The organism is Nocardia sp. NPDC051900 (genome assembly GCF_044452545.1).
GTDB lineage: Bacteria > Actinomycetota > Actinomycetes > Mycobacteriales > Mycobacteriaceae > Nocardia > Nocardia sichangensis.
Genome location: NZ_JBITBU010000013.1, coordinates 128,011 through 152,783 on the forward strand (window position 1 = coordinate 128,011; position 24,773 = coordinate 152,783).

Annotated in this window: 22 protein-coding genes and 1 pseudogene; 13 read left to right on the plus strand and 10 right to left on the minus strand. The window is 69.7% G+C overall.

Annotated elements, in window-relative coordinates; genetic code table 11:
* Together ACIA5H_RS22840 and ACIA5H_RS22845 are read left to right on the plus strand one after the other, a co-directional pair.
* Entirely contained in the window at positions 1-2,703 is a 2,703-nt protein-coding gene (locus ACIA5H_RS22840) for a DEAD/DEAH box helicase (RefSeq protein ID WP_397077282.1), read from the plus strand.
* A gap of 164 nt (positions 2,704-2,867) precedes the next feature.
* On the plus strand, positions 2,868-3,560 hold the full coding sequence (locus ACIA5H_RS22845; protein WP_397077283.1) for a DUF4333 domain-containing protein: 693 nt from the start codon (positions 2,868-2,870) through the stop codon (positions 3,558-3,560).
* Between the two features lie 434 nt (positions 3,561-3,994).
* On the opposite strand, the gene ACIA5H_RS22850 is transcribed toward ACIA5H_RS22845, so the two are convergent.
* Positions 3,995-4,960 (minus strand): 5'-3' exonuclease H3TH domain-containing protein, encoded by a 966-nt coding sequence (locus ACIA5H_RS22850; RefSeq protein WP_379251733.1) that lies wholly within the window; start codon positions 4,958-4,960, stop codon positions 3,995-3,997.
* An 84-nt stretch (positions 4,961-5,044) separates the two neighbouring features.
* Between ACIA5H_RS22850 and ACIA5H_RS22855 the strand changes: the two genes are divergently transcribed.
* The gene (locus ACIA5H_RS22855; protein WP_397077284.1) at positions 5,045-6,172 is read left to right on the plus strand and encodes a M24 family metallopeptidase; all 1,128 of its coding nucleotides are present in this window, start codon (positions 5,045-5,047) and stop codon (positions 6,170-6,172) included.
* A gap of 41 nt (positions 6,173-6,213) precedes the next feature.
* On the opposite strand, the gene ACIA5H_RS22860 is transcribed toward ACIA5H_RS22855, so the two are convergent.
* Positions 6,214-6,657: a PPOX class F420-dependent oxidoreductase gene (locus ACIA5H_RS22860; protein ID WP_397077285.1), complete on the minus strand. Its 444-nt coding sequence runs from the start codon at positions 6,655-6,657 to the stop codon at positions 6,214-6,216.
* 101 nt (positions 6,658-6,758) lie between these two features.
* Between ACIA5H_RS22860 and ACIA5H_RS22865 the strand changes: the two genes are divergently transcribed.
* The 4 genes from ACIA5H_RS22865 (at position 6,759) to ACIA5H_RS22880 (ending at position 10,219) form a co-directional block, all read left to right on the plus strand.
* On the plus strand, positions 6,759-7,514 hold the full coding sequence (locus ACIA5H_RS22865; protein ID WP_397077286.1) for an SDR family NAD(P)-dependent oxidoreductase: 756 nt from the start codon (positions 6,759-6,761) through the stop codon (positions 7,512-7,514).
* On the plus strand, positions 7,511-8,776 hold the full coding sequence (gene cbiE, locus ACIA5H_RS22870) for a precorrin-6y C5,15-methyltransferase (decarboxylating) subunit CbiE (protein ID WP_397077287.1): 1,266 nt from the start codon (positions 7,511-7,513) through the stop codon (positions 8,774-8,776). The genes ACIA5H_RS22865 and cbiE overlap by 4 nt, the downstream gene beginning before the upstream one ends.
* Positions 8,777-8,855: 79 nt before the next feature.
* Positions 8,856-9,473, plus strand: a complete 618-nt coding sequence (locus ACIA5H_RS22875) for a hypothetical protein (RefSeq protein WP_356962073.1) — start codon at positions 8,856-8,858, stop codon at positions 9,471-9,473.
* 2 nt (positions 9,474-9,475) lie between these two features.
* Positions 9,476-10,219 carry a cobalt-precorrin-6A reductase gene (locus ACIA5H_RS22880; RefSeq protein ID WP_379251915.1) on the plus strand — a complete coding sequence of 248 codons (744 nt, stop codon included), beginning with the start codon at positions 9,476-9,478 and terminating at the stop codon, positions 10,217-10,219.
* 30 nt (positions 10,220-10,249) lie between these two features.
* Here the strand turns inward: ACIA5H_RS22880 and ACIA5H_RS22885 are convergent, their stop codons facing one another.
* The 5 genes from ACIA5H_RS22885 to ACIA5H_RS22905 all read right to left on the minus strand — a co-directional run bounded on the left by ACIA5H_RS22885 (position 10,250) and on the right by ACIA5H_RS22905 (position 13,993).
* Positions 10,250-10,780: a PadR family transcriptional regulator gene (locus ACIA5H_RS22885; protein ID WP_355077587.1), complete on the minus strand. Its 531-nt coding sequence runs from the start codon at positions 10,778-10,780 to the stop codon at positions 10,250-10,252.
* A 57-nt stretch (positions 10,781-10,837) separates the two neighbouring features.
* A complete protein-coding gene (locus tag ACIA5H_RS22890; protein ID WP_379251727.1) occupies positions 10,838-11,233 on the minus strand; it encodes a hypothetical protein in 396 nt (131 codons plus the stop codon).
* Positions 11,234-11,268: 35 nt separating this feature from the next.
* A complete protein-coding gene (gene cobJ, locus ACIA5H_RS22895; protein ID WP_397077288.1) occupies positions 11,269-12,822 on the minus strand; it encodes a precorrin-3B C(17)-methyltransferase in 1,554 nt (517 codons plus the stop codon).
* On the minus strand, positions 12,819-13,454 hold the full coding sequence (locus ACIA5H_RS22900; protein WP_355077592.1) for a precorrin-8X methylmutase: 636 nt from the start codon (positions 13,452-13,454) through the stop codon (positions 12,819-12,821). The genes cobJ and ACIA5H_RS22900 overlap by 4 nt, the downstream gene beginning before the upstream one ends.
* A 101-nt stretch (positions 13,455-13,555) precedes the next feature.
* Positions 13,556-13,993, minus strand: a complete 438-nt coding sequence (locus tag ACIA5H_RS22905; RefSeq protein WP_043726335.1) for an Lrp/AsnC family transcriptional regulator — start codon at positions 13,991-13,993, stop codon at positions 13,556-13,558.
* 98 nt (positions 13,994-14,091) lie between these two features.
* Here ACIA5H_RS22905 and ddaH point away from each other — a divergent pair, with 98 nt between their 5' ends.
* Entirely contained in the window at positions 14,092-14,976 is an 885-nt protein-coding gene (gene ddaH, locus ACIA5H_RS22910; RefSeq protein WP_397077289.1) for a dimethylargininase, read from the plus strand.
* A gap of 12 nt (positions 14,977-14,988) precedes the next feature.
* Here the strand turns inward: ddaH and cobG are convergent, their stop codons facing one another.
* Both cobG and ACIA5H_RS22920 read right to left on the minus strand, forming a co-directional pair.
* A complete protein-coding gene (gene cobG, locus ACIA5H_RS22915) occupies positions 14,989-16,194 on the minus strand; it encodes a precorrin-3B synthase (protein WP_397077290.1) in 1,206 nt (401 codons plus the stop codon).
* A gap of 44 nt (positions 16,195-16,238) precedes the next feature.
* The gene (locus tag ACIA5H_RS22920; RefSeq protein WP_397077291.1) at positions 16,239-17,258 is read right to left on the minus strand and encodes an alpha/beta hydrolase; all 1,020 of its coding nucleotides are present in this window, start codon (positions 17,256-17,258) and stop codon (positions 16,239-16,241) included.
* A gap of 360 nt (positions 17,259-17,618) precedes the next feature.
* On the opposite strand from ACIA5H_RS22920, the gene ACIA5H_RS22925 reads away from it, so the two are divergent.
* The 3 genes from ACIA5H_RS22925 (at position 17,619) to ACIA5H_RS22935 (ending at position 20,102) form a co-directional block, all read left to right on the plus strand.
* The gene (locus ACIA5H_RS22925) at positions 17,619-18,692 is read left to right on the plus strand and encodes a hypothetical protein (protein ID WP_397077292.1); all 1,074 of its coding nucleotides are present in this window, start codon (positions 17,619-17,621) and stop codon (positions 18,690-18,692) included.
* Between the two features lie 159 nt (positions 18,693-18,851).
* Positions 18,852-19,634, plus strand: coding sequence for an SAM-dependent methyltransferase (locus tag ACIA5H_RS22930; RefSeq protein ID WP_397077293.1), 783 nt, complete (start codon positions 18,852-18,854; stop codon positions 19,632-19,634).
* A 27-nt stretch (positions 19,635-19,661) separates the two neighbouring features.
* Positions 19,662-20,102, plus strand: a complete 441-nt coding sequence (locus tag ACIA5H_RS22935; protein WP_355077603.1) for a nuclear transport factor 2 family protein — start codon at positions 19,662-19,664, stop codon at positions 20,100-20,102.
* A 272-nt stretch (positions 20,103-20,374) separates the two neighbouring features.
* Here the strand turns inward: ACIA5H_RS22935 and ACIA5H_RS22940 are convergent.
* Positions 20,375-20,593: pseudogene (locus ACIA5H_RS22940) on the minus strand (MFS transporter); the annotation flags it as partial.
* 129 nt (positions 20,594-20,722) lie between these two features.
* Between ACIA5H_RS22940 and ACIA5H_RS22945 the strand changes: the two are divergent.
* Positions 20,723-20,893 carry a hypothetical protein gene (locus ACIA5H_RS22945; protein WP_355077604.1) on the plus strand — a complete coding sequence of 57 codons (171 nt, stop codon included), beginning with the start codon at positions 20,723-20,725 and terminating at the stop codon, positions 20,891-20,893.
* 177 nt (positions 20,894-21,070) lie between these two features.
* Entirely contained in the window at positions 21,071-24,646 is a 3,576-nt protein-coding gene (gene cobN / locus ACIA5H_RS22950; protein WP_397077294.1) for a cobaltochelatase subunit CobN, read from the plus strand.
* Positions 24,647-24,773: the final 127 nt, after the last annotated feature.

Below are 24,773 nucleotides of genomic sequence, written 5' to 3' on the forward strand. Positions count from 1 at the left end.
GTGACAGTTGACCGGTCGCAGACGGGCGAGTTGACCGCATTTTCCGCCGAGCTGAAGTTCCGGCTGGATCCGTTTCAGCGCGAAGCCTGTGCGGCGCTCGAAGAAGGCCACAGCGTACTCGTCTGTGCCCCCACCGGCGCGGGAAAGACGGTCGTCGGCGAGTTCGCCGTTCACCTGGCGCTGGCGGCGGGCGGGAAGTGCTTCTACACCACACCCATCAAGGCGCTGTCGAACCAGAAGTTCGCCGACCTCACCGAGCGTTACGGCCGCGACCAGGTCGGACTGCTGACCGGCGACCAATCGATCAATCCCGACGCGCCGGTGGTCGTCATGACCACCGAGGTGCTGCGCAACATGCTCTACGCCTCCTCGGACGCGCTGCGCGGGCTGTCCTATGTCGTGATGGACGAGGTGCACTACCTCGCCGACCGGTTCCGCGGCGCGGTGTGGGAGGAGGTCATCCTGCACCTGTCCCCGGACGTGCGGCTGGTCAGCCTTTCGGCCACGGTGAGCAACGCAGAGGAGTTCGGCGCCTGGATGGAGACCGTGCGCGGCGACACCGCGGTGGTGGTCGACGAGACCAGGCCGGTTCCGCTGTGGCAGCACGTGATGGTGGGACGGCGGATGTTCGACCTGTTCGACACCAAATCCACCGAGCAGAGGGTGCTCGTCGACGAAGACCTGGTGCGGTTCATCCGCCACCGTGAGGCGGCCGACCGGATGAACAGCTGGGGCGCCCCGCGCAACGGCCGCGGTGGCCCGCGCCGGGATTTCCGCCCGCTGCCGCGGCCGGAGGTGCTCGCCAAGCTGGACGAAGAGGGCTTGCTGCCCGCGATCACGTTCATCTTCAGCCGGGCGGGATGCGACGGCGCGCTCGCCCAGTGCCTGCGCTCGCGGCTGGACCTGAGTCGTCCGGAGGAGCGCGACGAGGTCGACGCGATCATCGACAAGCACACCGGCGATCTGCCCAAGGCCGATCTGGAGGTGCTCGGCTACTGGGAGTGGCGTGAGGCGCTGCACCGCGGCCTCGCCGCGCATCACGCCGGGATGCTGCCCGCGTTCCGGCACACCGTCGAAGAGCTGTTCGTCAACGGGCTGGTGCGTGCCGTCTTCGCCACCGAGACGCTGGCGCTCGGCATCAACATGCCCGCCCGCACGGTGGTGCTGGAACGGCTGGTCAAGTTCAACGGCGAGTCGCACGCGGAGCTCACGCCCGGGGAGTACACCCAGCTGACCGGGCGTGCGGGGCGGCGCGGCATCGACGTAGAAGGCCACGCGGTGGTGTTGTGGCAGCCCGAGGTGGACACCAGCGCGGTCGCAGGCCTGGCCTCGACGCGCACCTATCCGCTGCGCAGCTCGTTCCGGCCGGGCTACAACATGTCGATCAACCTCATCGATCGGATGGGTGCCGACGAGTCGCGCGCCCTGCTGGAGCGATCGTTCGCCCAGTTCCAGGCGGATCGGTCGGTGGTCGGGCTGGTGCGCGGCATCGAGCGCAACGAGGGAGCGCTGGGCAAGTTGCGCGACCAGCTCGGCGGTGCCGAAGGCGGGTTCCTCGAGTACCTGTCGCTGCGGGAGCGGATCAAGCAGCGGGAGCGGCAGTTGGCCCAGCAGAGCCGTGCCGACCGGCGCGGCGCCGCCGTAGACGCGCTCGGCGCGCTGCGGCGTGGTGACGTGGTGGCGATTCCGTCCGGCCGCCGCGCCGGGCTCGCGGTGATCCTGGAGCCGGACGCGACGCCGGGCGATCCGCGGCCGCTGGTGCTCACCGAGGACAAGTGGGCCGGACGGGTTTCGGTCGCCGACTTCCCGGTGCCCGCCGAGGCGCTCGGGCACATGCGGCTGCCGCGCCGGGTGGATCACCGCACCGCGCGCATCCGCCGCGACCTGGCCTCCGCGCTGCGCAGCACGGGAATCTCGGTGCCGGGCAGGCCACGTCGCGGCAGGCAGTCCGCCGCGGCCGACGACCGGGAACTGGCCACCTTGCGCCGGAGCCTGCGTGCCCATCCGGCGCACTCCATGCCCGATCGCGAGCAGCTGGCCCGGATCGGCGAGCGCTACAACCGGTTGCAGCGCGAAACGGAGGCGATGCGCCAGAAGGTTGCCGCGACCACCAATTCGCTGGCGCGCACGTTCGATCGGATCCTCGGTCTGCTGGAGGAACGTGGATTCGTGCACGAGAGCGAGGTGACCGCGGACGGACGCCGGTTGGCGCGCATCTACGCGGAAAGCGATCTGCTGGTAGCCGAATGCCTCAGGAAGGGGTTGTGGCGCGGTCTCGGCCCGGCCGAACTGGCCGGTGTGGTCTCGATCCTGGTGTACGAATCCCGCCAGGAGGGCGGCTATCTCGGCGCGACCGGACCGACGGCTCCGATCCGGCGCGCGGTAGGCGCGACCATCGGCGTCTGGTCCGAGCTGCGCTCCGACGAGGCGCGACACAAGCTGCCGCCGACCAGGGAACCCGATCTCGGTTTCGTCGACGGCATTTACAAATGGGCACGCGGCGATGGGTTGGCCGAGTCGTTGCTCGCCAGCGGCGACCAAGGCGCGCCGCTGTCGGCCGGTGACTTCGTGCGTTGGTGCAGGCAGGTGATCGATCTGCTCGATCAGATCCACGGCACCGCCGACGATCTCGAGGTCGCCGCCACCGCGGCCAAGGCGGTGCGGGCGATCCGGCGAGGCGTCGTGGCGGTGGACGCCGCCTGAGCGGCGTGAGCGCCGGGCACGCGGCGGGCGGCAATATCAACACGGCGGATTCGATTGTGATTTGATTTCTTTCGCGTACCGACCGTGGCGGAGTAGTCGTGTCATGCGACGAGGCCCACGCGGGGGGCTACCGTGTGTACAACGATGCGAGTGGAGGCAAGCAAATGAGCGGCCCTTACGGACCGAACGACCCCGGGGAGGGACGCAACGATCCCACCCAGCAGTGGGGTGGACAGCAGGCGCCGGGCGGGTCCGGTCCCACGCAGCAGTGGAGCGGTCAGCCGCAGACCCCGGCCTCGGCGCAGCCGACCCAGCACTGGGGTGAGCAGCAACCTCAGCAGCAATGGGGACAGCCCCAGCAGCAGTGGGGCCAGCAGCCGCAGCAACCGCAGCAACCGCAGTGGGGCCAGCAGCCCGCTCAGGGCCAGCAGCCGCAGTGGGGCCAACCGCAGCAGCAGGACTGGGGCCAGCCGGGGCAGCAGCCGCAGTGGGGGCAGCCGCAGCAGCAGTGGGGCGGTCCCGGACAGCAGCCTCCGCAGCAGGGCGGCAAGAACAAAGGCCTGATCATCGGGCTGTCGGTGCTCGGTGTCGCCGTGGTCGGCGCGATCGTCGCGCTCGTGCTCGTGTTGACCGCCAAGGACCAGTTGGACCAGGCCGCCGTGCAGGACGGCGTGAAGAAGGTGTTGTCGGATTCCTACGGCATCCAGGACATCAGCGACGTCTCCTGCCCCTCCGGCCAGGAAGTCAAGGTCGATGCCACCTTCGAATGCAGCGTGAAGGTCAGCGGCGAGGCCAAGAAGGTGAGCATCAAGATCACCAAGGACGACGGCACCTACGAGGTCGGTCGCCCCAGCTGAGCTGTGTTCGTTTCTCCAGCGCCTGCCGCGCTGGGTGTTCGCGGCCCTCTTATGGCTCGCGTTTGCGCGAGCCGGGCCGCGGACGGCGGATGCTCGGTCTCGCTTCGCTCCGAACCTGTGGCAGAGGTGAGCTGAGAGTGTCAGGCCGTGCGGACCTCGCCGTTCGCTTTCGCCAGTGGAGGGAAGCCATACCGGCGATTTGTGGCGGACCTCAGAGTGGTTTCGGCGACGGTAGTGCAGACGGGGGTGAGCCGGAGTGGTCGCGTGCAACTGCCGCCGATGGCTTCGGTAGCGGACACCGATGCTGGTCGGCGCGGGTGTCAGAGCGGATGCCGCTCTCGTTCGGCAGCCACGAGTCGCGAGTCCGAACGTCGAGTGCTCGGTTGCGCATCGGATGGCTCTTCGCGACAGGTGCGACCAGCTTCGGCCTCCGGTCAGGCGGTGCGGGTGGCGAGTGCCGTGATCAGGCGGGTGACCGGGCTTTCCGCGTTGTAGGCGGTGGCCAGGGCGTGTAGGCGGGCCGGGTCGGCCGGTTCGGTGGGGAGGACGTCGTCGCGGGACAGGGCTACCTCGGCGTCGCAGACCACCCGCACGACCGGTGCGGCGGCCTTCAAGTAGTCCTCGGCGGCGCGCAGCCGGGCACGCACGCCTTGCGACAGGTCGGCGCCGGGGTCCTCGACAGCCGCGACGAGGGCGTCCAGGGAGCCGAAACGGGAGATCAAGGTGGCGGCGGATTTCTCGCCGATGCCCGCCACTCCGGGCAATCCGTCCGAGGCGTCGCCGCGCAGCGTCGCCATGTCGGCATAGGCCGGGCCGGCGTTCCGCTGCGGCACACCGTACTTCGCCGACACCTCGGCCGGGCCGAACAATTCCGCCTTGGCCAGCCCCCGTCCGGCGTAGAACACCCGTACCGCAGGCGCGGGCTCGTCCCGGACGAGCTGCAGCAAGTCACGATCGCCGCTGACCACGACCACCTCGTCGGTGCGCTCACGAGTCGCCAGGGTGCCCAGCACGTCGTCGGCTTCCAAGCCCTCCGCCCCTCCGGTCGCGATCCCTGCGGCGTCGAGCACCTCGAGGATCATCTCGACCTGCGGGGTGAGCCTGTCGGGAACGGTCTCGGCGCCGGGTGCGGCATCGGGCGACGTGTCCAGCCGGTGTGCCTTGTAGGACGGGACCAGCTCGACTCGATACGACGGGCGCCAGTCCAGATCCAGGCACACCACCAGTCGGCTCGGGGCGAACCGGGTGATCAGCGACGCCACCATGTCGGTGAAACCACGCAGCGCGTTCACCGACCGGCCGTCGGGTGCGGTGATCTTGTCGGGGATGGCGTGGAAGGCGCGGAACCACAGACTGGCTCCGTCCAACAGCAGCAGGGGCCCACCGGAAGCAGAGGTCACGGGCTGAGGCTACTCGGTCGCACCGACACCACCCTGACGAAGTTCGGCGTTCGCCGGGCCCGCCCGGCGGGTAACGTCGGACGAATGAGCTCGCATACGGATTCGAGGTTCGCGGCGGACGTCTACGGTGCACGGCTGGAGCGGGCGGTGGAGCTGATGCGGGCCGCCCACCTCGACGCCCTGCTGATCACTCCCGGCCCCGACCTGCGCTACCTGATCGGCTCGGCGGCCGAGTCGTTCGAGCGGCTGACCTGCCTGGTGATCCCCGCCGACGGTGCGACGCCGTCGGTCGTGATCCCGAAATTGGAGCTGGCGTCGCTGGAGGGCTCCGCGGCGGGCGAACTGGGTCTGCAAGTGCTGGACTGGGTCGACGGAACCAACCCGTACGCGCTGGTGAAGTCAGCGCTGCACGTGGGTTCCCGGGTGGCCGTGGCCGATGTCATGCCCGCACTGCATCTGCTGCCGCTGGCCGAGTCGTTCACCGGCCTGCCGGTGTCCGCCACTCCCGTCCTGCGCGAACTGCGCATGATCAAGGACCCGGCCGAGGTGGACGCGCTGCGCCGGGCGGGTGCGGCGATCGACCGGGTGCACGCGCGGATGGGCGATTTCTTGCAGGTGGGGCGTACCGAGGCGGAGGTCGGCCGCGATATCGAGGCCGCGATCGTGGCCGAGGGGCACACCGAGGCGGCATTCGTCATCGTCGGCAGCGGTCCGCACGGGGCGGACCCGCATCACGGCGTGTCCGAGCGCCGGATCGAGGCAGGCGATGTGGTGGTCGTCGACATCGGCGGTCCGGTCGAACCCGGCTATTACTCCGACTCCACCCGGACCTACGTCCTGGGCGAGCCCGATCCGGAGATCGCCGCCCGGTTCGCCGAGCTGGAACGCGCGCAGGCCGCGGCGGTCGCGGCCGTCCGCCCGGGCGTCACCGCGGCCGCGGTCGACGACGCGGCGCGAAACCCCTTGACCGAAGCCGGTTTCGGGCCCGCATTCGTGCACCGCACCGGACACGGCATCGGCCTGTCGGTGCACGAGGAGCCCTACATCGTCGCGGGCAACGACCTCGTCCTGCAGCCCGGCATGGCATTCAGCGTGGAGCCTGGCATCTACTTCCGCGGCGAGTGGGGCGCGCGCATCGAGGACATCGTGATCGTCACCGAAGAAGGCGGTGAATCCCTGAACAAGCGGCCGCACGGCCTGACGGTGCTGTGATCGACGGCTGACGGCGGCGAGGAAGGCGTCCGGCGGAGGCGCTAAGCGCCCGCGCCGTACCCGCCCGCCGCGCCGTCCCCGGCCGGTGCGACCAGCGTGCTGCTGGACAGGACGCGCCGGACCTGGATGGCGATCACCACGCGGGTCGGGTTCTCCCGGGGCACGCGATAACGACCCGCGTACCGCTCGACCGCCTCGGCCACCTCGTCGGGTGCCTGGAGCACGGTGGCCGGGCCCTCCAGCGTGAGCCACCGGATGCCGTCGACCTGGCTGACCGCCGCGTAGCCGGAGCGGCGCACGTTGCGTACCTTCACCGACCCGTCGTTGGTGATCACGCGCGCGATCCCGGCCTCTTGGTCCCAGGTGAATCCCACCGCCACCACATGGGGCGTTCCGTCCGCACGCAAGGTCGTCAGCGTGGCGAGGTGCCGTTCGGCGACGAACTCGAGGGCGGCGGGCGAGAGCTCAGCAGTACTCGTCGGCATCCTCCGACCGTAGCCGTCGGCGCCCGCCCCCGCCGCATCAGCCCGAACCGCGCCGGTGCGCGATGACGAGCCCCGCCCGTGCCAATGACAGACTGAGGCGCATGGGAACGCGTGGTTTGTCCGACGGGACCGTGCTGCTGTTGGGCGGGCGGAGCGAGATCGGACTCGAGGTGGCGCGACGGCTGGCGCCGGGACGAGCGGTGGTTCTGGCGGCCCGGCGCAGCGGCGAATTGGACGCGCAGCGCGCGGAGATCACCGCGGCGGGCGCGAGTGAAGTGCACACCGTCGAATTCGACGCCGACGACATGGCGGGTCATCCGGCGTTGCTGGAGAAGATCGCCGCCGAGCACGGGCCGATCGGGATCGCGGTGCTCGCCTTCGGTGTGCTCGGCGATCAGCAGCGCGCCGAGCGGGATCCCGCCCACGCGGCGGCGATCCTGCATACCGACTTCGTCGCCCAGGCCGGCGTTCTCACCACGGTGGCGAATCTGTTGCGCGCGCAGGGCGCAGGGCAGATCGTCGTGTTCAGCTCGGTCGCCGGTGTGCGGGTCCGGCGCGCGAACTACGTCTACGGTTCGGCCAAAGCGGGACTCGACGGATTCGCCTCCGGTCTCGCGGACGCCCTGTACGGCACTGGCGTGCGGTTGCTGCTGGTCCGTCCCGGGTTCGTGATCGGGCGGATGACCGAGGGGATGTCCCCGGCGCCGTTCTCCAGCACCCCGGATCAGGTTGCCGACGCGGTGGTCAAGGGTCTGCGCCGGGGCGCGAGCCGAGTCTGGGTGCCCGGAATCCTGCGACCGGTGTTCTTCGCGATGCGTCTACTGCCACAACCGATCTGGCGCCGGATGCCTCGATGAGCGCCGCGCCCGGGTCGTGGACAGGAACACCGGTCACGGTCGTCGGAATCGGCGCCGACGGCTGGGACGGCCTCGGTCGCGCCGCGCGGGAGGCCGTCGGTGACGCCGAGGTCTTGTTCGGTTCCGTGCGCCAGCTCGCGCTCGTGCCGCCCACCGTGGCGGCGCACCGGGTGACGTGGCCGTCGCCTCTACTGCCCGCGCTGCCCGGCCTCCTCGAACGGCATGGCGGGGCGCGGTTGTGCGTCCTGGCCAGCGGCGATCCGATGTTCTACGGAATCGGCGTCACCTTGGCTCGATTGCTGGGCGCGCAGGCGCTGCGGGTGCTGCCGCAACCGTCTTCCGCCTCCCTGGCCTGCGCCCGCCTTGGCTGGCCGCTGGCCGAAACGCCGGTGGTCAGCGTGGTCGGGCGTCCGTTGGCGACGGTGCTGCCCGAGCTGGCCGACGGCAGGCGGCTGCTGGTGCTCAGCGCCGACGAGCGCACACCGCGGGATCTGGCGCGACTGCTCGGGGGCCACGGTTTCGGCGGTTCGGAGCTGACGGTCCTCGAGCAACTGGGCGGTTCCGCCGAACGGCGCCGCGCCGGAATCGCGCGGCAGTGGGAACACCCGCCGGGCGACCCGCTGAACGTCGTGGCGATCACCTGCTCGGCCGACCCGGACCGGCCGCGCGCCACCCGCATGCCCGGACTGCCGGACGAATTGTTCGGCGGCGACGGCCAGCTCACCAAGCACGAGGTCCGCGCGCTGACGCTGGCGGCCCTGGCGCCCGCGCCCGGGGAATTGCTGTGGGATGTGGGCGGCGGTTCGGGCAGCATCGCCATCGAATGGTGCCGGGCGCATGCGGGGAACCGGGCCGTCGCGTTCGAGCGGCTCGAGCGCAGGCGACGCCAGATCGCCGACAATGCCACGGTTCTGGGCGTGCCGCACATCCAGGTGCGCGGCGAAGTGCGTGGCGAACTCGCCGCCGATACCGGAATCGTCGCGCCCGACGCGATTTTCGTCGGTGGTGGCCTGACCCAGGATGGCGTGCTCGAGACATGCTGGGCGCAGTTGCGTCAGGGCGGCAGGCTCGTCGCGAACGCGGTCACGGCGGAATCGGAATCGTTGCTGCTCAACTGGTCGAACGCCCAGGGCGGCATATTGCGGAAGTTCCAGATCTATCGCGGGGAACCACTGGGCTCCTTCACCACCTGGCGTCCGCAGCTTCCGGTCACACAGTGGTCGGTGGTGAAAACCGCGCGATCCTTCCCCGCGGAGGCGTGAACATGTTATTGGTCACGCGGTAGGGTCGGGGCCGAGTTCCGATCATTGACCGGAAATCCGATTCCTGTTGGGGAGATAGATGAGATACAAGAAGTTCGCCGCTACCGCATTGCTGGCTGTCGCCGCTACCGGAGTGGCCGCCGGTACTTCCTACGCCGCCCCGGTGCCGCCCGCGGTGCAGGACCAGGCCGCTGCGGCGCCCACCGTCACCGGCAGCGATCAGGGCGTCGGTTACGCGCTGCAACTCGCCGACGCGGGCAAGTCGGTGGTCACCAGCGTGACCGGGGGCGCGTTCAGCGTCGACACCGACAATAGGGCGGTCACGCTGAAGAACTCCGCGGGCGAGACCGTCACCAGCATTCCGCTCACCGCGACGGCCAAGGGTCAGGAGGTCCGGATCGCCGCGGCCGTCGCCGACGAGGGCAGGCAGCTCACGCTGACGCCGCAGGTCGCGCCGACCGCGAACGCGCCGGTCGCCGCCGAGTTCATCGGCGCGCAGGAGTGGTTCTTCGCCGAACTGCAGCGCGCCTCGCTCGGCGCTCTGGTCGGTGGCCTGATCGGCGCCGCCATCGGCATCGTGTTCTTCGGTGTCGGCATCCTGCCGGGCGCGGTGCTCGGCGCGCTGATCGGTCTGGCCGTCGCGGGCGGGCCGTCGCTGCTGAACGCGGGTATCGCCTACTTCAGCGGCCAGCCCTGAGAATTCTGATTCTGGGCGGCACCCGGGAAGCGCGGGAGCTGGCCCACATCGCTTCCGGCGAGCGAGGATTCGAGATCGTGTCCTCGCTCGCCGGTCGTGTGCGCGCACCCTTGCTGCCCGAGGGTGAGGTCCGCGTCGGCGGCTTCGGGGGCGCTGAAGGACTACGCGCCTGGCTCGCGGCCAACGACGTGGCCGCGATGGTCGACGCCACCCATCCGTTCGCGGCGGCCATCAGCGCCAACGCGGCAGTCGCCGCGCGAGCTTCGGGTGTGCCGCTGGTGCACCTGCGCCGGCCCAGGTGGGTCGAGCAGGCAGGGGACCGCTGGATGCGTGTACCTGATCTCCCCGCGGCCGCGACGGCAGTCGGCACGTTCGGCGAGCGCGTGTTCCTGACCATCGGCAGACAAGGCGTCGACGCGTTCGCGGGACTCGACCGGCCCTGGTTTCTGATTCGTGCCATCGACCCGCCGGAGGGCGCGCTGCCGCCGCGGCACGAATTGCTCCTCGCCCGTGGGCCGTTCGCGGTGCAGGACGAAGCGCGGCTGCTCGCGGAGTATCGGATCGACGCGCTCGTCACGAAGGACAGCGGCGGGGAGCAGACGGAGGCCAAACTCGCCGCCGCCCGCGCCGCGGGCATCCCGGTGGTCGTGGTGGACCGCCCGCCGCTGCCCGAGGGCGCGCGGATCGTGGAATCCTCTGCGCAAGCGCTGGATTGGCTGCGCATCCGGCGAACCCGGCGCGGCTGAGACGTTCCGGCTCGCGACGAGCCGGAGAGATCAGCCGCCGAGAATTTCCGGCAGATGATCGAACCAGTCCAGCACCGTGCGCTCGTAGCGAATCCCGAAATCCAAGGTGGCGCGGGCGAATGCGGTCTTACCCTCCGGGTCTTCGGCGAGATACCGGGTGAGCCGGGCCTGATGGATCTCCCGGTTGGCGGCGATGATGCCGTCGAGCCGATCGCGATCGAGATGCTCGCCGAAGGAGAGCGTGAGCAGCAACGGCACCCGGATGGTTTCCCCGCCGGGATCGCGGACGACCCATTCCAGGAACGCTTCCCGGCCCGCGTCGGTGATGTGGTAGGGGGTGCGCTCCCTGGCGCCGGTCTCGCCCTTCTCGACGAGTCCCGCCGCGTCCATGGTGGCGAGTTCCCGGTAGACCTGGCTCTGGGTGATGGTCCAGAAGTCGCCGATGCGCTCCTGGGCCTCGGTCACCAGATCCCATCCCGACATCGCGCCTTCGTGCAGAAATCCGAGCAACGACGCCGCCGTCGAGTTCAGTGGTTTGCGCTTGGTCGCGGTGTTGGTCAACGACTGCTCCCTTCGCTCTCAACATTCCATAATGGAATGTTACCGGAACGGGGTGGGTCAGGCGTCGCCGGTCAGCTTGTCGAGCCGGGCGAGCACCTGCGCCATTCCCTGCTCCAGCCGTGCCTGTCCTTGTTCGAGCTGCGCCTGGCCGCGAGCGAGCGCGGCTTGGCCCTGTTCCAGACGGACCTGTCCTTGTTCGAGCACGGTCACCCTGCGGTTGAGTTCGCCCACATTCTCGCGCAGGTCTCCGACGTCCTGGCGCAGCTCGCCGACGGCTTCGCCGAGGGTTTCCGCGCGCAGTTCGATCCGGCCGATGCCGTCGAGCGTCTTCCTGGTCAGCACCGCGAGTTCGTTGAGGACCTCGCCCTGTTCGTCGAGTGCCTGTTCGCTCGCGGTGGCCCTGGCCTCCAAGGCTCGGGCGCGCAGCGTCAGCTCCGACAGTGTCGCGGCCAAGGTCCCTCCGACCTGCTTCGGTGCGTCAGGCGATACTACGCGTCGCCGGCGGCCGCGTCGCGCGTGCGGCCGTAGCGGCGGGAGGTGAAGACCCGGGTGCCCGTACCGGTTTCCAGCGCCGTGGTGGTGGACGCGCCGACGATCAGCAGCGTCCGCATGTCGACCTCCGCGGGGTCGAGGTCGCCGAGCGGCACCACCCGGACCGACTCGGTGGGCCCGCCGACGTCGCGCCCGATGACGACGGGCGTGTCGGGCTTGCGATGCTCCAGCAGCAGATCCCGCATCGCGCCCACCTGCCAGGTGCGTTGCGAGGATGCCGGATTGTAGATCGCGATCGCCATGTCGGCCGCAGCGACCGCCGAAAGGCGCTGCGCCACAACCTCCCACGGCTTGAGCCGATCGGAGAGCGAGATCATCGCGTAGTCGTGCCCGAGCGGCGCGCCCACCCGGCTGGCCACCGCGTTGGCCGCGGTGAGCCCGGGCAGCACCCGCACCGGCACCGCGCGCCACTGCGGGTCGGCGGATTCCTCCAGCACCGCCGCCGCCATCGCGAAGACGCCGGGATCCCCCGAGGAGACGACCGCGACCCGCGCGCCCCGCTTGGCCAGATCCAAGGCCATGGCCGCGCGCTCGGACTCGACCCGGTTGTCGCTGGGATGACGACGCTGGCCCGGGCGTTCGGGCACTCGGTTCAAATAGGTGGTGTAGCCGACCAGGTCGGTCGCCTCCGCCAATGCCGCGCGCACCTCGTCGGTGGTCCACTCGGGCGCGCCAGGACCCAGGCCCACCACCACGACCTCACCGGGTCCCTCCGCATCGCGGTGACGCTGAACGGCCTTCTCTTCGAGGCGGGGCAGCGGCGTGGTCGGCTCGGGACCCGGCACGAGGGTGATGGCGAAGTAGGGCACCTCGGCGTCGTCCACCGCGCCCGCGTGCAGCACGCGCTGTTCGGTGGTGCTCGCGCGCTCGACGTAGTACGCGCCCGCGAGTCGGCCGGAATCCGTAAGGGCCTGGCGCACACCGGGATACGTGCGTCCCAGTTTCATGATCGCGGCGGCGTCGGTGCTGCGCAGCCGCCGGGTGAGCTCGTCGACCGGCATGGTGCCCGGCAGGACGGTGAGCACCTGCTCGCCTTCGACCAGCGGTGTGCCCAGCGCCGCCGACGCCGCGCTCACGGACGTGATGCCGGGGATGATCTCGGCTTCGAACCGGTCGGCCAGCCGCCGGTGCATGTGCATATAGGAGCTGTAGAACAGCGGGTCGCCCGCGGCGAGCAGCGCGACCGAGCGGCCCGCGGCGAGGTGCTCGGCCAGCCGCTCGGCGGCCTGTTCGTAGAACTCGTCGATCGCACCCTGATAACCGCCGGGATGGTCGGTCGTCTCGGTGGTCACCGGGTAGACGAGATGCTCTTCCAGTTGGCCGGGGCGCATGTACGGCGCCGCGATACGGCGGGAGATGCTGCGGCCGTGGCGCGCGCTGTGGAACGCGATCACGTCGGCCGCGCCGATCACGTTGGCCGCCTTGACCGTCACCAGTTCCGGATCGCCCGGACCGAGTCCGACGCCCCACAGCTTGCCCGGAGTGCTCATTCCTGTTCGCTCGCGATCGCGTTCAGCGCGGACGCGGTGATGGCGCTGCCGCCGCGCCTGCCACGCACGGTGAGGTATTCGACGCCGCCGAACTCGATCAGCGCGTCCTTCGATTCGGCCGCGCCGACGAAGCCGACCGGGATGCCGAGCACGGCGGCGGGCCGGGGCGCTCCGGCGTCGAGCAGGTCGAGCAGATGGAACAGCGCCGTGGGCGCGTTGCCGATCGCGACGACGGCGCCGTCGAGACGGTCGCGCCACAGTTCGAGCGCGGCGGCGGAGCGGGTCGTGCCCCTGGCGGCGGCCAACTCCGGCACGCGCGGGTCGGCGAGGGTGCACAGCACCTCGTTGTCGGCGGGCAGTCGTTTCCTGGTCACGCCGGAGGCAACCATGGTGGCATCGCAGAGAATCGGCGCGCCCGCGCGCAGCGCCGCCCGCGCCGAGGCGACGACGCCGGGGGAGAAGGCGATGTCCGCGGCGAGATCCACCTGACCGCAGCCATGGATCATCCGCACCGCCACCTGCGCCACGTCCGGCGGGAATCCGCTCAGATCGGCCTCGGCGCGGATCGTCGCGAACGAGCGACGGTAGATCTCGGCCCCGTCGGTCAGATAGCTGGCACGTACGTCGGACATGCGGTCCACCATATGGGTGCGGGTCCGGACAGATCGGTCCGGGTCGGGCGCTTCGCATCCCGGGCCCGGCGGCCGGACACCGAGGGGGCGGGGCCGCCGGATCAGGTCCGCGGACGCTCGAGAATCCGGGACATGACGATGGCGCTGCGGGTACGCCCGACGCGCGCGTTCTCCCTGATCCGTTCCACGGTCACCTCGATCTCGGCCATGTCGGTGGCCATCACGTGCACCAGCGCGTCGGCCTCGCCCGCGATCGTCCACACGCCGACCACCTGCGGGATCGGTTCGAGACTGCGTTTGAGTTCGGCCGGGGAGATGTTGTCGCGGTAGTACACCTCGACGTACGCCTCCGTCTTCCAGCCCAGCGCGGCGGGATTGACCAGCGCGGTGAACCCGGTGATCTGCTTGCCCGCCACCAGCCGGTCGACTCGCCGTTTCACCGCGGGCGCGGACAATCCGACCACGCCGCCGATCTCCTGGAACGAAGCCCGCGCATTCTTCAGCAATTGCTCGAGAATCCGCCGGTCGAGGTCGTCCACGTCACACCTTCTCTCGCCTTGCGCAACAATTCGCTGATTTTCGCCTTCCATACGCAATGAATCGTCATTTCTAGCGCAATGCTAGGCGACTTACCGTCATGACAGCTGAAAGTCCACGCTCACTGCCGGGAGTTCCGTTGACGTCTGTAGCCACCCTCCCCCTCGAGTCCACCGCCCGCCGTTCGTCCCCGCGCCGGTTCGTGATGTGCCGTCCCGACCACTTCGACGTCACCTACTCCATCAATCCCTGGATGAATCCCGCCGAGCCCGTCGACCGCTCGCTGGCCATCACGCAGTGGGAGAGATTGCGCGCCACTTACGCCGAACACGGGCACACCGTGGAGGTGGTGCCCGGTGTCGCGGGCCTGCCCGACATGGTGTTCGCCGCCAACGGCGGGTTGATCGTCGGCGACCGCGCCATGTCGGCTCGCTTCACGCACCCTGAGCGTGCCGCGGAAGGCCCGGCCTACCACGCCTGGTTCGCCCAGTCCGGCGTGGCGAACCTGGTGGCCGCCGCGGAATGCAACGAAGGCGAAGGCGACTTCCTCCTGGTCGGCGACCGGCTCCTGGCCGGAACGGGATTCCGCAGCTCACCTGCCGCGCACGAGGAGGTGTCGCGCCACTTCGGTCTGCCCGTGGTGTCACTGGAACTGGTCGATCCGCGCTTCTACCACTTGGACACGGTGCTGCTTCCGCTGGACGCCACGACCATCGCCTACTACCCGCCCGCCTTCAGCCCTGCGGCGCGCGCGGTGCTGGCGGAGCTCTACCCCGACGCGATCGTGGCCACCGACGCGGACGCGGCGGTGCTCGGGCTGAACGGGGTCTGCGACGGCGCGAACGTCTTCCTCAGCAGCGCGGCCACCGACCTGAATGAAGCCCTGCGTGCCCGTGGCTACCATCCGGTGGGGATCGAGATGTCCGAGCTGCTCAAAGCCGGTGGCTCCGTCAAATGCTGCACCCTCGAGATCCATGGCGGGTGACCTGCCGGAATCTCAGGGAACGCGGGGCGGCCGGTCGACGCGATAACCCTCGCTCGTGGCGACGATGTCGGTGACCTCCCCCCGGGGACGGCCGCAGCGACGATCGCAGCCGGACCAGTGCTGGCGGCCGGCCACCGCGACCTCCGCGGCGGACATCGTCCGCGGGAGGTCGAGCGGATCGGCGGGTCCCGGCAGCACCCGGCCTGCGCCGACGGCGTCCGCCGCGTCGGCTCGGACGTCGGTGTGCGACTTCGCGCAGCCCGGCTGCCCGGCGCAGGCGCTGACCAGCAGCCAGGGCGAGTCGGCGTCGAAGATCAAGCCCATCGGCGCGAGCACGCGCACCACCTGCTCGGCGGTCCACTCCGGCAGGTCGGTGACCACCAGGCTGCGCCACGGCGTGAGGAAGACCGGTCGTTCGACCGCAGCGAGGAATTCGGCGGTGCGGGCGGGCAGGGAGCCGAGGCGAACGCCCATGCCGAGGGCGACCGATCCGTCGTCCTGCTCCAGCCAGCCGATCGGAATGTCCGGTGTGGCGGGGAATTCGAGTTCATCGGCGCTCGGTGCCGAGCCGAGGCGATCGACGACGCGTTCGGCGCCGTGTTCGATCTCGTGCAGCCGCCACCGGCCGGGGTCCGCGCCGCGCAGATCCAGGAATGCGTGCGCGGCGGCGAGTATGACGTCCACAGCGTCGGCTGCGGACAGCCGCAGGCCGCTGTCGCCGCCCGCCAGCAGCAGCGCGAACTCGTCTGCCCCGACCGCGTGCACGCCGATGTCGGGGCCGAGGCCGCTGACATCCCCGCGTCCGTCGTCGAGGGTGAACAGCACCCGGCCGGGCAGGTCGGCCAGCCGCGGCGCCGCGAGCAGGCCGGTGTCCAGCGTGCGAACCAGCGGGCGCACGTCCGCCAGGCCGCCGATCCGGCCGGACAGCGGCGAGGCGATGATGTTGCGCACCCGTTCGTGCGTGGCGCTCGGCAGGAGACCCGCGGCCACGAGCCGGTCGGTCAACGCTGCGGCATCGCTCACCCGGCGCAATTGGACGTTGCCGCGCGAGGTGAGCTCGATGTTGCCGTCCGCCAGGTCGTGCGCGGCCTCCGCCAGTGCCTGTAGCTGTGCGGGCTCCAGACGACCGCCGGGCACGCGGATCCGGGCCAACGGCCCGTCGGCCGCCTCGTGCAGCCGCAGTACGCCCGGGCAGGAATCAGGAGCACGTCGTGTCATAGCGACTCCAGCCTACGGTCGCGACTGCCGGGCGGAACGGCCGGTCACTGCCCGATCGAACGCACCCAGTCGACGACGGCGGCCCGGTATTCGGCGGTGTTGCGCGCCAGATTGACCGAATGCCCGCTGCCGGGCAGCACGAAGGTGCGCAGTCGCGCCGCCGGGCCGAAGAACGGCGCTTCGGTGGCGCGCAATGTCTCGGCATCCGCGCAGACGGCGTACGCGGGGCCGCACGAGAGCCGGTCCCGACTGCCGTTGACGACGAGAACCGGGACATTGATGAAGTTGCTCATCGGGGGAAGGGTGGAGGTCAGGCCGTCGGGATACTCGGTCGGCGAGAAGACCTCCTTGGTGGCTTCGTCCACCGCGAGAACTTCGGGGTCGGCCGTCTCGGGAGCGAAGAAATCGGCCGCGCGGGTACCGGGCCGCGTCGCCAGATAGCCCGCGTCGTAACCGCGCCCGGCGAATTGCGGATCCTCGGCGGCCTGGTGGTAGGTGGAGATGACGCCGAGCACCTCGGACACGTTGAGCGCGTGGGAGTAACCGGTGAGCAGGACGCCGTCGACGTCCTGGTAGGTGGTCGCCTCCAGAACATCGATGCCCGAGCTGAGGGAATGACCTCCGGTGATGACCTTGCCGAACGGGGGCGCGCCCGCCAGTCCGGCGCGCAGGGACCGGACGATGTCGTGCAGGGCGCGGGCGGAGACCGTCGCCGTCACCTGCGTGCTCGGTGGGCGGGTGCTCGCACCGTTGCCGAGCCGGTCGACCACCAGCGTCGCGATGCCCGCGGCGTTCATCGCCCGCCGGAAGCTGTAGGTCTCCGGAGCGTAGGGGAAATCCCAGTACGTGGCGTTGTAGTTGGAACCCGCGATCAGGACCATGACGGTGTCGGTGGCGCGCGCCGTGGGGGTGCACAAGGATCCGGCCATCTCTCCGAGCGGAACGGGGATGGAGACCGCTGTGCAACGACCCGGCGCGGCGTCCTCGGCGTGGGCAGTGCTCGGTGTCAGGCAGAGAAGTATGGCCGCCGCGGACACGGCGATCGACCGTAGCGAGGTTCGCACGCGACGCAGGCTATGCGTGAACTTCGCCGCGCGCAATACCCGCGGACGCCGGATCCGATCACGCGTGGCGTCCGTAAAACATTTTCCAGCAGGCGTTTTCGGTGTGGGGCCCACTTGCTGCCTCGGACGCCAACGGGCTCCGGATATTCGTGAACGCCGTCGATCGCGAGTGCTACCCATGGCCGTATGCCGCCAGTCCCGGCGGATCGTGCCGCTGGTTGCCCGGCGAATGGCGATACCGCGCACAATGTTCCGTGGCTATCGCATAGTTGATGCCGCACGCGTGTACTCGGCCGCGCCCGATATCGCTTCGGGACAGCGGATGTCCGGGACGACGCGATGGACAAGGAGCGCGGAAACGTGGGTGCGACGGGACAAGGGGCGGGTACGCGGACGGTGCACTTCGTCGGAAGTTTTCCGGCCGAAAGCACGGACGTCGCGATGCGGGCCATGCTGGACAGTGCGGGGACGCGACTGCGTACCCTGCCGACGGGGGAGACCCGGCGCTACGAGTTCTACATCCAGCCGATCATCGAAGACCTGGTCGACCAAGGGGTCCTGGCGGTGAAGAAGCAGGGGACGTGGGGCTCGAGCAGGCAGCGGACGATCCACCGCGTCGCGCGGGGCGTCGAATTGCCCAGCGAAGCCATGGATCTCGGCTATCTCGGCGAGGCCGAGGAGGCGCTGCCGATCTTTCGCGCACTGCGCGCCGAGCGCGACCTGCCCGGTCTCGCACTCCAGATCGGCATGCCGACCGATTTCACGCTGACGTTCATCGCGATGGGAGCCGCCGGCGTGCGGCGGCATCGACGCGCCTTCCTCGACGCCACCGTGCGGGACATCACGGCTATTCGCGAGCTCGCCGGTGACGACGTCGTCGTGCAGCTGGAAGCCACCGCGGAACTGGTGCTCATGGCGAAGTCACAGCCGTTGCACCGGCTGACCGATCGGGTGCTTGGGCTGGGGGAGGGGATCGCGGCCCTGGCCGCGGCCGCCCCCGAAGGTACCCGTTTCGGGGTGCATCTGTGCCTCGGCAGTTTGCGCAACAAGGCACGAGGCCGGTTGCGCGATGCCCGGCCGCTGGTCGATCTGGCCAATTCCGTCGTCGGCCATTGGCCGCGGGGGCGCGTCCTGGAATACGTGCACGGTCCGCTCGCGGCGGGCGAGGTACCTCCATCGGAGAAAGCCGAATTCTATGCGCCTTTGGCGAAATTGGCTCTCGATGCCGGTACGAATTTCTACGCGGGGTTCGTGCACGACGTTCCTACCGCGGCACAGCAGACGGAGACATTGCGGATCATCGAGAACGCGCTGGGCCGTCCGATCGACGGCCTCGCTTGCGCGTGTGGTCTGGGTCGCCGTCCCCGCCCGGTGGCGGACGAGCTGATGGCGCGAACGGAGTTGCTAGCGGCGGGCGGGGCGAGCGGCGAGTGAGTCCGTGCGCGCGTGCGTGCTCGACATTGCGTGAAACAACCTTCCCCGCAATGTCATTCGATACGCGCGTATCTTTCCAGGGCCGAGAACCGAGGCGACGGCCCGCGACTGTTTTGTTAGGATCATGACTCGGGGCGATCGGGAGGTACGGTGTCCGGCATGGAGCGAGCACCGCGGGGCGTCGATCCGAACCTGCCGAATTCCGCGCGGGTATACGACTATCTCCTGGGCGGCAAAGACAATTACGAGGTGGACCGGGCGGTCGCGCACCGCATGCTGTCCATCGCCCCGGATACCCGAACCTTGGCCTGGTTCAGTCGCCAGTTCCTGGTGCGTGCGGTCCAGTCGGCCGCCGAGGCGGGGATCCGGCAGTTCATCGACCTGGGCGCGGGTATCCCGACGTCACCGAACGTGCACGAGGTCGCCCACAAGACCGACCCGTCGGCGCGGGTGGTGTACGTCGATTTCGACCCGGTCGTCTACGCGCACTGCAATGCCCTACTGGCGCAAGCGGACGGGGTGACGGCGATGCTGGGTGACGTTCGCCGTCCGGACGACATCATCGACCGGCTGCGCAGCGGTGGTTCGATCGACTTCGACGAGCCGGTCGCGATCACGCTCGTCGGGGTCCTGCATTTCGTGATGGACGACGAAGGCCCGGCCGAGATCGTCGCTCGGCTGCGGGAAATCATGACTCCGGGAAGCTATCTGGCGTTCACGCACGGCTCCGACGACAGCAATTCGGACTTCATCGACCAGTCGTCGTCGGATACCGCCAAATCCTCGGCCCAGGTGGTCTATCGGTCTGCGGCCGTGGTCGAGTCGTTCTTCGAGGGGTTCGAGATACTCGAGCCCGGTGTGGTTCCCCTGCAACAGTGGCTCGGCGACGACCTGCCGGAAACCGGGCTGGTGCTGCTCGGCGGGGTGGTCCGCAAGGCATAGGGCGGGCCCGCCGACTAAGGTCGGCGTATGTCCGAAATTTCCACTCTCGCCGACCGGCTCGCCATCGTCGATGTGATCACCAAGATGTTCGTGTACACCGACCAGAAGCGCTGGGAAGACTTGTCGGCGGAGGTGTTCACGCCGACCGTCGATTTCGACGGTGGTTTCGGCGGGCCGGTCGGGGAGCGTGCCACCGCCGACATCATCGCGGATTGGCGCACCGGGCTCGCCGACCTCGACGGGGTGCACCACCAGTCGGGCAACCATCTCATCGATCTGGACGGCGACGCGGCGCGCGTGCACGCGGACGCCATCGCGGTGCACGTCAAGAATGCCGCGACCGAGGGCAAGACCCGTACCTTCGTCGGCAGCTACTCCCTCGGCGTCGAGCGCACATCGCAGGGGTGGCGGGTCAACCGGTTCCACTACCACCTCAAGGTGATCGACGGGAACGCCGACCTGGTCTAGGTCCGGCGCGAATCCTGCACGGCCGTCGTGTGGTCGGTCGTGCAGGTGTCACCGGCGCGCGGTCGTCACGGTGTCGTCGTCGGTTGCGTCTCCGGTCGAGTCGGCGCCGGTTTCGTCGTCGCGCGTGAGCGCCCCGGCGCCCACACCCGGATCAGGGCCGCGGCGACGAAGGTGACAATGCCCAGCGCCAGCGCGGACTGCTGGGCGACGTGCACGGAGGCCGATTCGGCGAAGTCGGCCAGGGGCGCGGCTTGCGGGCCGATCCGCTCGGTGACCTGCAGCACCGCGCCCGCACCGGCGACACCCGCCCACAGCCCGACGGCATCGCCCCGGCGCGACTCGGGAAATCCGGCGGTGATCAGGGACAGCGTCGAGGGCATGACGAGAGCGGCGCCCACCCCGGCCGCCGTCCGGCCCGCGATCAACCAGCCGGGCGTGTGCAGCAGCGCCGGGGCCGCCGAGGCAGCCGCGAAGACGAACAGACCGGTGATCGAGGCGCCGCCCGCCGGTCCGCTGCGGCAACGGCTGATCGAATTGCTCAGCAGGCAGGCGGCGGGCTGCGCAGGCGGCTCATCGAGCAGTACCGCAAGCCGTTCGACCAGCTCTTCGGCGATCCGGACGTGCGCGCCCAACTCGGCGATCCGGACGTGACGTTCGCGCTGACCCAGCTCGTCGGCCCGATCGTCTTCGCAAGGCTGGTCGGGCTCGAACCTATCGGCACCGCCGACTGCGCACGACTCGTGGACGACTTCTCGGCAGCCAGGGCGAGCGACCGCGACCGTCGCGGCTGATCGAGCGGGGCGCGTGGACGAGGACGATCCGGACGGCAGGTAGCATCGGCGTGCTCGGCGGACGACGAGGAAACCGGTGAAAGTCCGGTGCGGTCGCGCCACTGTGGAAAGCCAGACCCTCCCCGGCGAGCAGCGAACCCCCCCGATGGGCGCGTCACCCGAGGAAGGCTGCCACCCGTGATTGTGCTGTTGTCCACATCCGACACCGATCTGCTCAGTGCCCGCGCCAGCGGAGCCGACTATCGGTGGGGAAATCCGGCTCGCCTGCTGGTCGACGACCTGCCCGGCCTGCTCGACGGCGCCGATCTGGTGATCGTGCGCATTCTCGGCGGCAAGCGGGCCTGGGAAGACGGGCTGGAGGCGCTGCGGGCCAGCGGGATCCCGCTCGTCGCCCTCGGCGGCGAGATCGCCCCGGACGCCGAATTGATGGAATGCTCCACCGTCCCGGGCGGCGTCGCGGCCGACGCGCACAACTACCTGGCCGCCGGTGGCCCGGAGAATCTGCGCCAGCTGCACAATTTCCTGTCCGACACCGTGCTGCTGACCGGCCACGGCTTCGAGCCGCCGATCCAGTTGCCCAGTTGGGGCGAATTGGATCGGGTCGCCGCTGAGCATCCCGATGGGCCGACCGTGGCGGTGATCTACTACCGCGCCCAGCATCTGGCGGGCAACACCGCCTACGTCGACGCCCTCTGTACCGCGATCGAACAGGCGGGCGCGCGGGCGCTGCCGCTGTACTGCGCGTCGCTGCGCACCGCCGAACCCGCGTTGCTCGAAACGTTGCGCCGCGCCGACGCGCTGGTGGTGACGGTCCTGGCCGCGGGCGGCACCAAGCCCGCCATCGCGTCCGCGGGTGGCGAGGACGAGATGTGGGATGTCGGCGCGCTCGCCGACCTGGATGTGCCCATCCTGCAAGGACTGTGCCTGACCACGGGCCGCGCCCAGTGGGAGGCCAACGACGACGGGCTGTCACCGCTGGACGTCGCCACCCAGGTGGCGGTGCCGGAATTCGATGGGCGGATCATCACGGTCCCGTTCTCGTTCAAGGAATTCGACGCCGACGGCCTGTCCACCTACGTCCCCGACGCCGAGCGCGCCGCCCGTGTCGCGGGCATCGCGACGCGCTACGCGCGGCTGCGTCACATCCCCGCCGAACGCAAGCGCATCGCCGTCATGCTGTCGGCATACCCGACCAAGCACGCCCGCATCGGCAATGCCGTCGGTCTGGACACCCCGGCCAGCGCGATTCGCCTGCTCACCGAAATGCGCTCCGCCGGTTACGATCTGGGCGAACCCGGCGAGATTCCCGGCTTGGACGAACAGGACGGGGATGCGCTCATCCACGCCCTGATCGCCGCCGGAGGCCAGGATCCCGACTGGCTGACCGCCGAACAGCTGGAGGGGAACCCGATCCGCATCGGCGCGGCGACCTACACCGCCTGGTTCGACACCCTGCCCGGCGACCTGCGCGAGGCCGTCGTCGAAGCGTGGGGCCCGCCGCCGGGCGAACTCTACGTCGACCGCTCCGCCGACCCGGCCGGTGAGATCGTCATCGCCGCATTGCGTTTCGGCAACGTGGTGCTCATGGTGCAGCCGCCGCGCGGTTTCGGCGAGAACCCCGTCGCCATCTACCACGACCCTGATCTGCCACCCAGCCACCACTATCTGGCGGCCTACCGGTGGCTCAGCGCGCCCGAGGGTTTCGGCGCCGACGCGATGGTGCACCTGGGCAAGCACGGGAACCTGGAGTGGCTGCCCGGCAAGACGCTGGGTATGTCGGCCTCCTGCGGCACCGATGCCGCTCTCGGTGATCTGCCGCTGATCTATCCGTTCCTGGTGAACGATCCCGGCGAGGGCACCCAGGCCAAACGACGCGCGCACGCCACCCTGGTGGACCATCTGATCCCGCCGATGGCTCGCGCCGAAACCTACGGCGACATCTCGCGACTGGAGCAGCTGCTCGACGAGCACGCCAACATCTCGGCCCTGGACCCGGCCAAGCTGCCCGCGATCCGTCAGCAGATCTGGACGCTGATGCGCGCCGCGAAAATGGACCACGACCTCGGCCTCACCGAGCGTCCGGACGAAGAATCCTTCGACGACATGCTGCTGCACGTCGACGGCTGGCTGTGTGAGATCAAGGACGTGCAGATCCGCGACGGCCTGCACGTTCTCGGCTCGGCTCCGGCCGGGGAGAGCGAACTCGACCTGGTGCTGGCCATGCTCCGCGCGCGTCAGCTGTGGGGTGGCGAGCGCACCGTGCCCGGCCTGCGCGAAGCCCTCGGCCTCGACGAGTCGGGAGGCGAGGCGCGTGAGCGCGTGGATGCCGTGGAGGCGCGTGCCCGCGCGTTGGTCGCGGCGTTGCAGGCGGCGGACTGGTCGCCGGAGGCGGTCGACGGTATCGCCGACGACCCGCAGGTGCGCCTGGTGCTGCGGTTCGCGGCCACGGAGGTGGTGCCGCGCCTGCGGCAGACCGGCGTGGAGATCGACCGCGTCCTGCACGCGCTCGACGGTGGGTTCATCCCGGCAGGCCCGAGCGGGTCGCCGTTGCGCGGCCTGATCAACGTCCTGCCGACCGGGCGCAATTTCTACTCGGTCGATCCCAAGGCCGTGCCGTCCCGGCTGGCCTGGGAGACCGGGCAGGCCATGGCGGAATCCCTGCTGGAGCGCTACCACGCCGACCACGGTGAATTCCCGCGGTCGGTGGGTCTGTCGATCTGGGGTACCTCCGCGATGCGCACCTCCGGCGACGACATCGCCGAAGTGCTCGCACTGCTGGGCGTGCGGCCGGTCTGGGACGAGGCCAGTCGCCGCGTCCGCACGCTCGAGGTGGTCTCGCTCGCGGAACTCGGCCGCCCCCGAATCGATGTCACGGTGCGCATCAGCGGCTTCTTCCGCGACGCCTTCCCGCACGTGCTCGCCCTGCTGGACGACGCGATTCGCCTGGTCGCCGATCTGGACGAGCCGCACGAGGACAACTACGTCCGCGCGCACGCCCAGGCCGATCTCGCCGAGCACGGAGACCAGCGCCGCGCCACCACCCGCATCTTCGGTTCCAAGCCCGGCACCTACGGGGCGGGCCTGTTGCAGCTGATCGATGCGAAGAGCTGGCGCACCGACGACGACCTCGCCGAGGTCTACACCACCTGGGGCGGCTACGCCTATGGGCGCGATCTCGACGGCGCGCCCGCCGCGGAGGACATGCGCGGCGCGTATCGCCGGATCGGCGTGGCGGCCAAGAACACCGACACCCGCGAGCACGACATCGCCGACTCCGACGACTACTTCCAGTTCCACGGCGGCATGGTGGCCACGGTGCGTGCGCTGACCGGCAAGAACCCGGAGGCCTACATCGGCGACAGCACACGCCCGGACGCGGTGCGCACCCGGACGTTGTCGGAGGAGACGGCACGGGTGTTCCGGGCCCGGGTGGTGAACCCTCGTTGGCTCGAAGCCATGCGCAGGCACGGCTACAAGGGCGCGTTCGAAATGGCCGCGACCGTCGACTATTTGTTCGGCTACGACGCCACGACCAACGTGGTGGCCGACTGGATGTACGAAAAGCTGACGGAGAGCTACGTTTTCGACGAGGCGAACCGAAAGTTCATGGAGCAGTCCAATCCCTGGGCGCTGCACGGGATCACCGAGCGGTTGCTGGAGGCGGCCGAGCGGAAACTGTGGGAACGTCCCGAACAGGACACGATCGATCGGCTGCGGCAGGTCTACCTGGAGACCGAAGGGGAGCTGGAGTAGGGTCCGCCATCCCATTTTCCGGATTCGTCACGAAATGCGCTGTCGTGCAGGGCATCTTGGGCATACCAACTGTCCGAAGCAGTGATGTGTAACGTCTATAATCGCTGATGTTCCATGGCTGTACCCA

Coding starts and splice junctions, on each gene's coding strand:
- ACIA5H_RS22935 (WP_355077603.1), top strand. CDS start 19,662: ATGTCCGAAATTTCCACTCTCGCCGACCGGCTCGCCATCGTCGATGTG.
- ddaH (WP_397077289.1), top strand. CDS start 14,092: ATGACAGCTGAAAGTCCACGCTCACTGCCGGGAGTTCCGTTGACGTCT.
- cbiE (WP_397077287.1), top strand. CDS start 7,511: ATGAGCGCCGCGCCCGGGTCGTGGACAGGAACACCGGTCACGGTCGTC.
- ACIA5H_RS22875 (WP_356962073.1), top strand. CDS start 8,856: ATGAGATACAAGAAGTTCGCCGCTACCGCATTGCTGGCTGTCGCCGCT.
- ACIA5H_RS22930 (WP_397077293.1), top strand. CDS start 18,852: ATGGAGCGAGCACCGCGGGGCGTCGATCCGAACCTGCCGAATTCCGCG.
- ACIA5H_RS22845 (WP_397077283.1), top strand. CDS start 2,868: ATGAGCGGCCCTTACGGACCGAACGACCCCGGGGAGGGACGCAACGAT.
- cobG (WP_397077290.1), bottom strand. CDS start 16,194: ATGACACGACGTGCTCCTGATTCCTGCCCGGGCGTACTGCGGCTGCAC.
- ACIA5H_RS22855 (WP_397077284.1), top strand. CDS start 5,045: ATGAGCTCGCATACGGATTCGAGGTTCGCGGCGGACGTCTACGGTGCA.
- ACIA5H_RS22865 (WP_397077286.1), top strand. CDS start 6,759: ATGGGAACGCGTGGTTTGTCCGACGGGACCGTGCTGCTGTTGGGCGGG.
- ACIA5H_RS22900 (WP_355077592.1), bottom strand. CDS start 13,454: ATGTCCGACGTACGTGCCAGCTATCTGACCGACGGGGCCGAGATCTAC.
- ACIA5H_RS22860 (WP_397077285.1), bottom strand. CDS start 6,657: ATGCCGACGAGTACTGCTGAGCTCTCGCCCGCCGCCCTCGAGTTCGTC.
- cobJ (WP_397077288.1), bottom strand. CDS start 12,822: ATGAGCACTCCGGGCAAGCTGTGGGGCGTCGGACTCGGTCCGGGCGAT.